Below are 12814 nucleotides of genomic sequence, written 5' to 3'. Positions count from 1 at the left end.
TGCGGCCGTCAGAGGCCTGTCGGGGCCGCAGCGCGATCGAGCGCCAGCGGGTCGGTCACCGTGCCGGACTCCTCGTCGAGCGGCCCCTGCGCCAGCCTGGTCACCTCAGCGGGGACCGGCGGCGCCAGGTCGGCCGTTGCACGGAGACCGGACAAAACGTCGTCGGGTCGTACGGCGGGTGTGGCGTGTCGTACTACCAGCCGCAGTATCGCACAGGCTGCGCCCGGACGAACATCGTCGGCACGCTCTGTGGCAGTGTCGTTACCATCGCCGACCTGCGGCGGGAGGACGGTGAGCGCCGCCACGGCCCCACGGGCGTCGAACACCCGCATGCCGTTCTTGGTCAGGCGCTTCACCTCGACCTGCTCCGCCGCCAGGAACTCGGCCACCGCGCGGGCCGCCTCGGCGTGCTCGACACCGGCCAGCCTGAGCTGCCACTCGGAGGCCTCCAGGCGCTCGACGAAGTGGGCGGTGCGCACCTCGACGGCGTCGATGACGTCCAGGCCGGGGGGCAGGGACGCGTCCAGCTGGGCGCGGAGCGCCTCCGGGTCCAGCACCTCGGCGAGACCGATCTCCAGGTACTCCGCCTCGCTGGCGACCCCGGTCGGTGCGGCGTTGGCGTAGCTGACCTTGGGGTGCGGCGTGAAGCCGGCCGAGTACGCCATGGGGACGGCCGAACGGCGGAGCGCGCGCTCGAACGCCCGCTGGAAGTCCCGGTGGCTGGTGAAGCGCAGACGGCCGCGCTTGGTGTAGCGGAGACGGATGCGCTGCACCGTCGGCGCGGGCGGCGGACCGTCGGGCGTGCGGCGTGCCAGGGCTGCTCAGTCCTTATGTCGGTGTCCCGTCCGGCCGCAGGCGGCCGGGTGTCTGTCAGGACAAGGGTACGCGCCCGGGCCCGCCGCCCCGACCGGGTCACCCCAGAAGGACCCGCCGCACCTCGCGCACCACGCCCTGGACCTCCACCTTCACCGGCCACCACACCTCGCGCCGCACCCAGCGGCACGGCCGGACCACGAGGAACCGCCAGAGCCGTCCGCCGATCCGCCACGCCCAGGCGATCGCCCGCCCGGCCTCCCGGAGCACCGGGTACAGCGCCGCCCTCCAGCACCACGCCAGCACCGCCCCCAGGGCCCGCAGGCACCACAGCAGCGCACGGCCGAGCGGCACCAGCACCCACCGGTACGCCCACACCGTCGGCACGACCACCAGCGCCCGCAGGCACCACAGCAGCGCACGGCCGAGCGGCACGAGGATCCGCCGGTACGCCCACACCGCGGGCTCCACGACCAGCACCCGCAGGCACCGCAGCAGCGCGCGGCCGAACGGGCCGAGCACCCGCCGCTCCAGCCAGGCCAGCGCCCGCCCGAGCGGCACCAGGATCCGCCGGTACACCCACACCGCGGGCTCCACGACCAGCACCCGGCCCAGCAGGACCAGCGCCGCGCCCACGGCCCGCACGACCGCCACCAGGGCCCGTACGAGGGGCACCAGCACCCAGCGGCAGACCCACCCGGCCGGCACGACCACGAACACCCGCAGGCACCACAGCAGCGCCGTGCCGAACGGCCGCAGCACGACGAGCAGCAGCTCCCCCGCGAAGCGCAGCGGCACCACCACGAGCAGCGCGAAGATCCGCGCGGGCACCCGGATGCAGGCCACCAGGCAGCCCTCGGCGGGTCGTTCCTTCTCCATCGGTCTCCTTGTCACGCAGCGGCCCTCCCCGGCGAACACGCCGGGGAGGGCCTGGAGGTTGCGTGACGGTGCTAGGGCTTGACCACGCTCAGCGGCAGCAGCTTCTGCCCGGTCGGGCCGACCTGGATGTGGGTGTCCATCTGCGGGCAGACGCCGCAGTCGAAGCACGGGGTCCAGCGGCAGTCCTCGACCTCGACCTCCTCCAGGGCGTCCTGCCAGTCCTCCCAGAGCCAGTCCTTGTCGAGGCCGCTGTCCAGGTGGTCCCAGGGCAGCACCTCCTCGTAGGTGCGCTCGCGGGTGGTGTACCAGTCGACGTCGACGCCGGTGCCGGCGAGGCCCTTCTCCGCGCTCGCGATCCAGCGGTCGTACGAGAAGTGCTCGCGCCAGCCGTCGAAGCGGCCGCCGTCCTCGTAGGCGGCGCGGATGACGGCGCCGATCCGGCGGTCGCCGCGGGAGAGCAGGCCCTCGATGATGCCGGGCTTGCCGTCGTGGTAGCGGAAGCCGATGTTCTTGCCGAACTTGCGGTCGTTGCGGATGGAGTCGCGCAGCTTGGTGAGGCGCGCGTCGGTGTCCTCGGCGGAGAGCTGCGGCGCCCACTGGAACGGGGTGTGCGGCTTGGGCACGAACCCGCCGATGGAGACGGTGCAGCGGATGTCGTTGGTGCCGGTGACCTCGCGGCCCTTGGCGATGACGTTCTTCGCCATGGTGCCGATCTGGAGCACGTCGTCGTCGGTCTCGGTCGGCAGGCCGCACATGAAGTACAGCTTCACCTGGCGCCAGCCGTTGCCGTAGGCGGTGGCGACGGTGTTGATGAGGTCCTCCTCGGACACCATCTTGTTGATGACCTTGCGGATGCGCTCGCTGCCGCCCTCGGGGGCGAAGGTGAGGCCGGAGCGGCGGCCGTTGCGCGAGAGCTCGTTGGCCAGGTCGATGTTGAACGCGTCGACGCGGGTCGAGGGCAGCGACAGGCCGACCTTGTCCTCGGCGTAGCGGTCGGCGAGGCCCTTGGTGATGTCGGCGATCTCCGAGTGGTCGGCGGAGGAGAGCGACAGCAGGCCGACCTCCTCGAAGCCGGTGGCCTTGAGGCCGCGCTCGACCATCTCGCCGATGCCGGTGATGCTTCGCTCCCGCACGGGACGCGTGATCATGCCGGCCTGGCAGAAGCGGCAGCCGCGGGTGCAGCCGCGGAAGATCTCGACGGACATGCGCTCGTGCACCGTCTCCGCGAGCGGCACGAGGGGCTGCTTCGGGTAGGGCCACTCGTCGAGGTCCATGACGGTGTGCTTGCTGACCCGCCACGGCACGCCGGGGCGGTTGGGCACCACGCGGGCGATGCGGCCGTCCGGCAGGTACTCGACGTCGTAGAAGCGCGGCACGTAGAAGCCGCCGGTCCGTGCGAGGCGCAGCAGCACCTCGTCGCGGCCGCCGGGGCGTCCTTCGGCCTTCCAGGCGCGGATGATCTCCGTCATGTCGAGGACGGCCTGCTCGCCGTCGCCGACGACGGCGCAGTCCAGGAAGTCCGCGACGGGCTCGGGGTTGAACGCGGCGTGGCCGCCGGCGAGCACGATCGGGTCGTCGAGGGTGCGGTCCTTCGCCTCCATCGGGATGCCGGCGAGGTCGAGCGCGGTCAGCATGTTGGTGTAGCCGAGCTCGGTGGAGAACGACAGGCCGAAGACGTCGAAGGACTTGACCGGCCGGTGGGCGTCGACGGTGAACTGCGGCACGGCGTGCTCGCGCATGAGCGCTTCGAGGTCGGGCCAGACGCTGTAGGTGCGCTCGGCGAGGACGCCCTCGCGCTCGTTCAGCACCTCGTAGAGGATCATGACGCCCTGGTTGGGCAGGCCGACCTCGTAGGCGTCGGGGTACATCAGGGCCCAGCGCACGTCGCAGGCGTCCCAGTCCTTGACGGTCGAGTTGAGCTCGCCGCCGACGTACTGGATCGGCTTCTGGACGTGCGGGAGGAGGGCCTCCAGGCGTGGGAAGACCGATTCGACTGGCATGCGGTGAGCCCTTTGAGACGTGGACGGGGTGATCCTCAAGGGTAGCCGAACCGGCAGGTGCGATTTCTCGCCCGAACGCCGCCGCCCGTCCGGACGGGGTCCGGACGGGCGGGGCGGGGCGGTGCGGGCGGGGAGGGAACCGCTGGTCAGATCCCTATCGGCCGCTGGGCGCGGACGGACTGCAGGAGCCCTATGCCGATCCAGACGGCGAACATCGAGGAGCCGCCGTAGGAGACGAACGGCAGCGGGATGCCGGCGACGGGCATGATGCCGAGGTTCATGCCGATGTTCTCGAAGGCCTGGAAGGCGAACCAGGTGATGACGCCGGCGGCCAGCACGGTGCCGTAGAGGTCGGTGGCCTGCCGGGCGATCCTGCAGCCGCGCCAGAGGATGACGCCGAGCAGGGCGATGAGGGCGATGCCGCCGACGAACCCTAGCTCCTCGCCGGCGACGCTGAAGACGAAGTCGGTCTGCTGCTCGGGAACGAACTGGCCGGTGGTCTGGAAGCCGTGGAACAGGCCCATGCCGGTGAGCCCGCCGGAGCCGATCGCGATGCGGGCCTGCGCGGTGTTGTAGCCGACGCCGCCGGGGTCGAGGGTGGGGTTGGCGAAGGCGGCGAAGCGGTCGATCTGGTACTTGCTCAGGACGCCGAGCTTCCACACCAGGAGCGCTCCGGCGCCGCCGGCCGCGATGAGGCCGAAGACCCAGCGCCGGGCGGCGCCGGAGGCGAGCAGGATGCCCATGATGATGACGCCCATCACCATGACCGAGCCGAGGTCGGGCATCAGCATGATGACGGCCATCGGGACGGCGGCGATGACGAGCGCCTGGACCACGCTGCGCGAGGGGGGGAACTCCCGCTCCCCCGCGTCGACGCGGGCGGAGAGCACGACGGCCATGCCCATCACGATGGAGAGCTTGGCGAACTCGGCGGGCTGCAGCGAGAAGCCGCCGCCGAACTGGATCCAGGAGTGCGCGCCGTTGATGGTCGAGCCGAGCGGCGTGAGGGTGGCGACGAGCAGCAGCAGGACGCCGATGTAGACGAACGGCACGCCCGTACGGAGCCGGCGTGTCCCTATGGCGACGGTGACGGCGCACAGGGCGATGCCGATGAGGGTGTTGGTGAGGTGGCGGTAGAGGAAGTACTGCGGGTCGCCGTGGGTGAGGGCGTCGCGGCCGCGGGTGGCGGACCAGACGAGCAGGGAGCTCCCGAGGGAGAGCGCCAGCGCGGCCAGGACCATGATCCAGTCCATCCGGCGCAGCGGCGCGTCCTTCGCGAGGACCCGGGAGATCGAGCCGCGGGGCGGGGCGAGCCGCACGTTGCGGTACGAGCCGTAGGAGGTCATCCGCGGCTCCTTCCGGGGGTGCGGGCGGGTTCCAGGGCGGCGAGGGCCAGGGTGGTGGTGCTGCCTGCGCCGCCGGTGGCGGGGGTGGGGTCGAGGAAGGCCCGGGTGCCGGAGTACGCGGCCTGGAGGATGGCGGTGCCGTCGGGGTTGAACTTGGGGAGCTCGGCCTGCGGCTTGGGCAGCAGGGCCTTGCCGCCGTCGATGTTGCCCTTGTCGTCGACGCCGTAGAGCGCCTGGTAGATGCGTCGCACCGAGTCGCCGGAGCCTCCGGAGCCGGTGCCGCCCTGGCTTATCGTCATCACGACCGCGTAGTCGTCGCTGTAGGTGGTGAGCCACGAGGTGGTCTGCTTGCCGTTGACCTCGGCGGTGCCGGTCTTGGCGTGCAGTTCGATCTTCTTCTGGGGCCAGCCGGCGCCGGTGAACTTCCAGGCGGCGGTGCCGCTGACGACGACGCCGGCGGTGGCCTGGTCGATGTACTGCAGCAGCTTGCCCTGGGCGGGGATCTTGCCGTCCTCGTGCGGGGCGATGTCGCGGACGAGCTTGCCGTCCGGGCTCATGATCGCCTTGCCGACGCTGGGGCGGTAGAGCGTGCCGCCGTTGGCGAGGGCGGAGTAGATGCGGGCCATCTGGAGCGGGGTGACGAGGGTGTCGCCCTGGCCGATGGCGAAGTTGACGGCGTCACCGGCGCGCATGACGTTGCCGTCCTGGCAGTTCTCGCGGGCGATGAGGTCGGCGTACTCCTTGCCGCCCTTCGCTGCCTGCTCGCACCAGGAGGTCTTGTTGGCGTCGTAGAAGGCCTGCTTCCACTGCCGGTCGGGCACCCGGCCGGCGACCTCGCTGGGGAGGTCGATGCCGGTCTTGGCGCCGAGGCCGTACTGGTGGGCGGTCTTGGTGAACCAGTCGGCCGGGTTCTTCGGCTTGATGCCGCCGTCCTTCAGCCACTGGTCGTAGGAGAGGTGGTAGAAGACGGTGTCGCAGGAGATCTCCAGCGCCTTCTCCAGGGAGATGTCGCCGAAGCTCTCGCCCTCGAAGTTGTTGAAGACGCGGCCGCCGATGGTCATGCTCGGCGGGCAGGGGTAGTGGCCGTCGAGCGAGTAGCCGGCCTGGACGGCGGCGGTGGTGGAGATGACCTTGAAGGTCGAGCCGGGTGCGGAGAGCCCCTGGATCGCCCGGTTGATCAGCGGGTAGTTGGAGTCCTTGTCGGTGAGCGCCTGGTAGTCGCCCGCGGAGATGCCGCCGACCCACAGGTTGGGGTCGAAGGTCGGGGCGCTGGCCATGGCGACGATCCGGCCGGTGTGGACGTCCATGACGACCGCGGCACCCGAGTCGGCCTCGTAGTTCTTGTGGGTCTCCTTGTCGTAGACCTTGCGGGCGTCGGTCATGGCGCGCGCGAGCTGGTCCTCGACGACCTTCTGGACCTTGGCGTCGATGCTGGTGACGAGGTTGTTGCCGGGCTGGGCGGGGGTGGTGCCGGCGCTGCCGATGACGCGTCCGAGGTTGTCGACCTCCAGCCGGTCGACGCCGGTGGTGCCGCGCAGGTCGTCGTCGTAGACGGATTCGAGGCCGGCCCGGCCGATCTGGTCGGACGGCAGGCGGCGCTCGCGGCCCTCCAGTTCGGCGCTCTTGGTGACCTCGTCGTCGGTGACCGGCGAGAGGTAGCCGAGCACCTGGGCGGCGCTGGCCCCCTCGGCGCCGGTGTAGCGGCGGACGGCGGTGGGCTGGGCGGTGACGCCGGGGAAGTCCTCGCGGCGCTCCATGATCTGCATGGCCTGCTGCGTGGTGGCCTGCTGCGTGACCGGGATCGGCTGGTAGGGCGAGCCGTTCCAGCAGGGCTTGGGCGTCTTGGCGTCGCAGAGCCGCACCTTGGCCTGGACGTCCTTGGCGGGAAGTCCGAGCACCTCGGCGAGGCGGCCGAGCACGGCCTTGCCGCGGTCCTTCTGCTGCATCAGGGAGGTGCGGCTGACCGAGACGACGAGCTTGGTCTCGTTGCCGGCGAGCACCCGGCCGGAGGCGTCGAGGATCTCGCCGCGCACGGCGGGCTCCACGACCTCCCGGATGTGGTTGCCCTGCGCCTGCGCGGCGTACTGGCTGCCCGTGCGGATCTGCAGGTACCAGAGTCGCCCGCCGAGGGTGGCGAGCAGCGACAGCACCAGGATCTGCAGCACCACGAGACGGATCGTCACCCGTTGGGTGCGTCCGGTCTCCGGGATGTTGCTCACTGGGGGGACTCCTCCTCGGAGGTCTGCGGTGTCGGGAGGTGGGGCCGGCGCCTCAGGGGCGGCGGGCGAGGCCGAGGACGCGGCGCTTGCGCGGGCCGGCCGGCATCGGCGAGGACTCCCGGGTGGTCTTGTAGCGGGCGAGGCTGCCGAGCCCGGAGCCGCCCGGGTCCTCCGTCTCGGTGCTGCCCGCGCCGCGCTCGAAGCGCCGGGCGAGGAGCATCACCGCGGGCACCACGAAGGGGGCCAGCAGGACGTCGTACAGCAGGGCGCTGAACACGAGCCCGCCGAGTCCGACGTGACGGGCCGCCGTGTCGCCGACGAGGGCGCCCACGGAGGCGTACAGCCCGGTGGAGACGACCGCGGCGCAGGCCACGACCAGCAGGGCGCTGACCGCGGACCGCTGCCGACCGCCCTCGGGGCGGAGGAGCCCGGCGGCGTAGCCGACGAGGCAGAGCACGAGGGCGAACCGGCCGACGGCGTGGTCGGACGGCGGGGCGAGGTCGGCGAGCAGGCCCGCGGCGAAGCCTGCCAGGCAGCCGCCGGCGGGACCGTGGACGAGCGCGAGGCCGACGACGACGAGCATGAGGAGGTCCGGGGTGGCTCCCGGCAGCTGGAGCCGGCCGAGCACGCTGACCTGGATCACCAGGCCGAGCAGCAGCAGGACGGCGGAGAGCAGGATGCGGTTCACACGCACGGTCAGTTCCCCCCGGCAGGTGTGGCGGACGTGGTGGACGGCTGCGCCGGGGCGGCCGCGGGGGCGTTCGCCGCGGCGGTGGGCTTCGGCGGCAGCACCCCGTCGCGCGGGTCGCTGCGCGGCGGCACCACGACGACGCCGACCAGGTCGAGCCGGGTGAACTGCACGTACGGCTCGACGAGGACGGTCTTGGTGAGCTGCCCGGGCGTCGCCTGGACCTCGACGACGCGGCCGATGGGCACGCCGGGCACGAACGGGCGTCCGCTGCGGGAGCCGAAGGAGACGACCCGGTCGCCGGTCTTGACCTGGGCCTTGCCGTTGAGCAGCTGCACCTTCATCGGGGCGGTGCCCTGGCCGGCGGCGAAGCCGATCTCGTCGCTGCCCTCCATGCGGGTGCCCGCGGTGAAGCCGGGGTCGGAGGCGAGCAGCACGGTGGCGGTGGTCGGGGCGACGGTGGTGACCCGGCCGACCATGCCCTGGCCGTTGACGACGGTCATGTCGCGGGTGAGGCCGTCGTCGCTGCCGGCGTCGATGGTGATCGTCCAGGAGAAGCCCTGGGCGGCGCCGAACGCGATGACCTGGGCGGCCTTGATGGTGTAGCCGCCCTTGCCGGCCGTGCCGAGCAGGTCGTCGAGCTGCTTGGTGCGGCCGGCGGCGGTGTCGGAGGAGGCGAGCCACTGGCGCAGCTCGGTGTTCTCCTTGGTGATCTGGTCGAGGCGCTGCTGGTGCGTCGAGGCGTCGCGGACGGCGCGCACGGTGCCGGCGACCGGGTCGACCACGCCGGAGGCGGCGCGCTCGACCGGGCCGAGGGCCTCGGCCGCCACCCGGCGGACCCCGCCGAGCGGCGAGTCCTCGCCGCCCTTGATGTCGACGGTGATCAGGGCGAAGGCGACCGCGACCAGCAGGATGAGCAGTAGTCGGCTCTCTCGAGTGTCCCTCACGGTGCTGGAGCGCCCCTTCGTTCCCTGGTACCGGTTGTTCAGTTGGATTGGTGCGGCGCACGGGTGCCGCGGTGTGCGGCGGCCCCGTGCCGCGGTGGTGCGGCGGCGGCGGGCCGCCGCCCGTGGCGGGTCAGCGCCGCGGCTGGGCGTCCAGCACCTGCTGGAGCGCCTCGAACTCCTCGACGCACTTGCCGGCCCCGAGCGCCACCGAGTCGAGCGGGTTCTCGGCGATGTGGATGGGCATGCCGGTCTCGCGGCGCAGCCGCTCGTCGAGGCCGCGCAGCAGGGCGCCGCCGCCGGTGAGCACGATGCCGCGGTCCATGACGTCGCCGGCGAGCTCCGGCGGGCACTGGTCGAGCGTGGTCTTGACGGAGTCGATGATCGAGTTCACCGGCTCGTCGATGGCCTCGCGGACCTCGGCCGCGGAGATCACGACGGTCTTGGGCAGGCCGCTGACGAGGTCGCGGCCGCGGATCTCGGCGTGCTCGTCCTTCTCGCCCTCCAGCGCGAAGGCGGAGCCGATCGACATCTTGATCTGCTCGGCGCTGCGCTCGCCCAGGAGGAGGCTGTACTCCTTCTTGATGTGCTGGACGATCGCGTTGTCCAGCTCGTCGCCGGCGACGCGCAGGGACTGCGCGGTGACGATGCCTCCGAGGGAGATCACGGCGACCTCGGTGGTGCCGCCGCCGATGTCGACCACCATGTTGCCGGTGGGCTCGTGGACGGGCAGGCCGGCGCCGATCGCCGCGGCCATCGGCTCCTCGATGATGTGCACCTGGCGGGCGCCGGCCTGGGCGCTGGCCTCGATGACGGCGCGGCGCTCGACCCCGGTGATGCCGGAGGGCACGCAGACGACGACCCGGGGGCGGGCGAGGTAGCGGCGGCGGTGGATCTTGAGGATGAAGTAGCGGAGCATCCGCTCGGTGATCTCGAAGTCGGCGATGACGCCGTCCTTGAGGGGCCGGATGGCGACGATGTTGCCCGGGGTGCGCCCGATCATCTTCTTCGCCTCGGCGCCGACCGCGAGGATGCCGCCGGTGTTGGTGTTGACCGCGACGACGGAAGGTTCGTTGAGAACGATCCCCTTGCCCCTGACGTACACCAGCGTGTTGGCAGTGCCGAGGTCGATCGCCATGTCACGGCCGATGAACGACAGATTGTTGGCCATGGGGTGTGCAGTGCCTTCCCGAGCTCGGTGTGCATGTGCGGGGGGTGGGCCGATCGCGCGCGCCCACGACAGGGCTGACATCAGCTGAGGAGCGGTACCGGGCCCTTGAGTTGCGACCATCGTAGCCAGGCCTGTTCACCGCGGACCGCGAGGTACGGCATGCTGGCCATTCTTAGACGGAGGATGTGCTACTCACGGGATTGGGACGCCGTGTCGGAGCTCCGGGTTGCGCGTTCCGGTGAGGATTTCGTGGAACTCACCTGGTCGGGCCAGGCCGGGTTGCACCCGGCCCGGCCCGGGGGTCCGCCGTGTGCGGCACCGGATGGTCGGGCGTGCGCGGGGTGGGGCGTGCGCGGGGGTCCGGGTGCCCGGGTCAGGCGTGCGCGGGTCAGGCGTGCGCGGGGAAGAAGATCTTGATCTCGCGCTCGGCCGACTCGGCCGAGTCGGAGGCGTGGATCAGGTTCTCGCGGGTGATCGTGGCGAAGTCGCCGCGGATGGTGCCGGGGCCGGCCTGCAGCGGGTCGGTCGCACCGGCGAGCGCGCGGATGCCGGGCACGACGTTCTCGCCCTCGACGATCAGGGCGAGCGACGGGCCGGAGGTCATGAACTCCAGCAGCGGCTCGTAGAAGGGCCGGCCGACGTGCTCGGCGTAGTGCTGCTCCAGCGTGGCCCGGTCGAAGGTGCGCAGTTCGACGGCGGCGAGCCGCCAGTTGGCCTTGCGCTCGATACGGCTGATGATCTCGCCGGTCAGGCCGCGCTCGACGGCGTCGGGCTTGAGCAGGACGAGAGTGCGCTGGGACACGGTGCGGCTCCAGAGGATCGGCTTCGGCATGGTGTATGGGCCACGTCAGACACTACCCTGCGTGCGCGGCCCGTCGGGAGGAACGGGCCGCTCAGCGGGGGTCAGGCGGTGGCTGCGGGCGCCGCGGCGGGAGTGCCCGCGGAAGGTGCGGCGGCGGCCCGGGCGGCCTTGATCTCGTCGATCCGGCGGCCGTAGCGCACCGAGCACCACCAGAGGGCGGCGAAGACCGCGCCGAGGACGTACATCGTCGGGAGGACGAGGCCGCTGGCGATCAGTCCGATCTGCAGCGCCCAGCCGACGGCGACGGCGCCCGGGCGCTCGATGATGCCGCAGAGCAGCACGCAGAGCAGCATCGCGACACCGCTGACCGTCCAGATGGTGCCGGTGGACACGTCGGACAGCTGCATCGCCACCAGGCCGGCGAACAGGATGAGCAGGGCCTCGCCGATCAGCGTCGAGGAGCACAGGATCCGCATCGGGGCACTACTTCCTTCCGAACAGCAGGCGTGCCTCGCCCACCGTGATGACCGAGCCGGTGACGAGGACGCCGGCGCCGCCGAGGTCCTCCTCCTCGGCGAGGGTGATCGCCGCCTCGATGGCGTCGTCGAGGCGGCGCTCGATCTGCACGCGGTCCTCGCCGAAGATCTCCACGGCGATCGCGGCCAGGTCGTCGACCGCCATCGCGCGGTGGGTGGAGTTCTGGGTGATGACGACCTCGGCGAGGACCGGCTCGAAGACCTCCAGCAGCCCGGCCACGTCCTTGTCGCCGCTCGTGGCGATCACCCCGACGAGCTTGGTGAAAGCGAAGGCCTCGCCGATCGCGGCGACCACCGCCTCGGCGCCGTGCGGGTTGTGCGCGGCGTCCAGGATGACGGTCGGGCCGCGGCGGACGACCTCCAGCCGGCCCGGCGAGGAGACGCCGGAGAACGCCTGGCGCACCTTGTCGACGTCGAGCTGTCCGCCGCCGCCCGCGCCGACGCCGAAGAACGCCTCGACCGCGGCCAGCGCCAGGACGGCGTTGTGGGCCTGGTGGGCGCCGTGCAGCGGGACGAAGATGTCCTCGTACTCCGCGCCGCCGAGGCCGCGCAGGGTGACGAGCTGGCCGCCGATCGCGACCTCGCGGCGGATCACGCCGAACTCCATGCCCTCGCGGGCGACGGTCGCGTCGACCTCGACGGCGCGCGCGAGGATGGTCCGCGCGGCGTCGACCGGCTGCTGGGCGACGACGGCGACGGCCCCGGGCTTGACGATGCCGGACTTCTCGACCGCGATCTCGCCCGGCGTCGAGCCGAGCTTGTCCGTGTGGTCGAGGCCGATCGGGGTGATGACGGCGACCGTGCCGTCGATGACGTTGGTGGCGTCCCAGGAGCCGCCCATGCCGACCTCGACGACGGCGACGTCCACCGGGGCGTCGGCGAAGGCCGCGTACGCCATGCCGGTCAGCACCTCGAAGAAGGACATCGCGACGGGTTCCCGCTCGTCGACCATCCGCACGTACGGCTCGATGTCGCGGTAGGTCTCGACGAAGCGCTCGGGGCTGATCGGCACGCCGTCCAGGCTGATCCGCTCGGTGACGGACTCCACGTGCGGGCTGGTGTACCGGCCGGTGCGCAGCTCGAAGGTGCCGAGCAGCTGCTCGACCATGCGGGCGGTGGAGGTCTTGCCGTTGGTGCCGGTGATGTGGATCGACGGGTACGAGCGCTGCGGCTGGCCGAGGATGTCCATCAGGGCGCTGATCCGGTCGAGCGAGGGCTCCAGCTTGTTCTCGGGCCAGCGGCCGGAGAGCTCGGTCTCGACGGCGCGCAGCTCGGCCTCCGGGCCGGCGGCCGCCGCGTCGGAGGGGCGGGAGGTGTACGGGTTCTGCTCGGCCTTGTCGCTCACGGGGCCAGTCTACGGAGCGCGGCGCCCTGCTCCGGCGCGGGCACCCCGGGCGGGGCGTCCGCGCCGGAGCG

The 12814-nt window shown here is 71.9% G+C and carries 11 protein-coding genes; all 11 read right to left on the bottom strand.

Annotated elements, in window-relative coordinates; translation table 11 throughout:
* Positions 1-8: 8 nt before the first annotated feature.
* The 11 genes from SNE206_RS05905 to folC all read right to left on the bottom strand — a co-directional run bounded on the left by SNE206_RS05905 (position 9) and on the right by folC (position 12743).
* Positions 9-773, bottom strand: coding sequence for a TIGR03936 family radical SAM-associated protein (locus SNE206_RS05905; protein WP_407912283.1), 765 nt, complete (start codon positions 771-773; stop codon positions 9-11).
* 139 nt (positions 774-912) lie between these two features.
* On the bottom strand, positions 913-1692 hold the full coding sequence (locus tag SNE206_RS05900) for a hypothetical protein (protein ID WP_407912282.1): 780 nt from the start codon (positions 1690-1692) through the stop codon (positions 913-915).
* Positions 1693-1763: 71 nt separating this feature from the next.
* The gene (locus SNE206_RS05895; RefSeq protein WP_407912281.1) at positions 1764-3692 is read right to left on the bottom strand and encodes a TIGR03960 family B12-binding radical SAM protein; all 1929 of its coding nucleotides are present in this window, start codon (positions 3690-3692) and stop codon (positions 1764-1766) included.
* A gap of 146 nt (positions 3693-3838) precedes the next feature.
* On the bottom strand, positions 3839-5038 hold the full coding sequence (gene rodA / locus SNE206_RS05890) for a rod shape-determining protein RodA (RefSeq protein WP_407912280.1): 1200 nt from the start codon (positions 5036-5038) through the stop codon (positions 3839-3841).
* The gene (gene mrdA / locus SNE206_RS05885) at positions 5035-7257 is read right to left on the bottom strand and encodes a penicillin-binding protein 2 (RefSeq protein WP_407912279.1); all 2223 of its coding nucleotides are present in this window, start codon (positions 7255-7257) and stop codon (positions 5035-5037) included. The genes rodA and mrdA overlap by 4 nt, the downstream gene beginning before the upstream one ends.
* A gap of 52 nt (positions 7258-7309) precedes the next feature.
* A complete protein-coding gene (gene mreD / locus SNE206_RS05880) occupies positions 7310-7951 on the bottom strand; it encodes a rod shape-determining protein MreD (protein ID WP_407912278.1) in 642 nt (213 codons plus the stop codon).
* Positions 7952-7953: 2 nt separating this feature from the next.
* Complete coding sequence (mreC, locus tag SNE206_RS05875; RefSeq protein ID WP_407912277.1) at positions 7954-8892, bottom strand: rod shape-determining protein MreC; 939 nt, start codon at positions 8890-8892, stop codon at positions 7954-7956.
* A 130-nt stretch (positions 8893-9022) separates the two neighbouring features.
* Positions 9023-10048 (bottom strand): rod shape-determining protein, encoded by a 1026-nt coding sequence (locus SNE206_RS05870; protein WP_030270516.1) that lies wholly within the window; start codon positions 10046-10048, stop codon positions 9023-9025.
* Positions 10049-10448: 400 nt separating this feature from the next.
* Positions 10449-10862: a nucleoside-diphosphate kinase gene (gene ndk / locus SNE206_RS05865; protein WP_407912276.1), complete on the bottom strand. Its 414-nt coding sequence runs from the start codon at positions 10860-10862 to the stop codon at positions 10449-10451.
* 101 nt (positions 10863-10963) lie between these two features.
* Positions 10964-11338 (bottom strand): DUF4233 domain-containing protein, encoded by a 375-nt coding sequence (locus tag SNE206_RS05860; RefSeq protein ID WP_407912275.1) that lies wholly within the window; start codon positions 11336-11338, stop codon positions 10964-10966.
* 7 nt (positions 11339-11345) lie between these two features.
* Complete coding sequence (folC, locus tag SNE206_RS05855) at positions 11346-12743, bottom strand: bifunctional tetrahydrofolate synthase/dihydrofolate synthase (RefSeq protein WP_407912274.1); 1398 nt, start codon at positions 12741-12743, stop codon at positions 11346-11348.
* Positions 12744-12814 lie beyond the last annotated feature (71 nt).

Source organism: Kitasatospora sp. NE20-6, from assembly GCF_045862635.1.
Note: the sequence above shows the minus strand (reverse complement) of the source record. Positions and strands in the feature narration are given on the sequence as shown.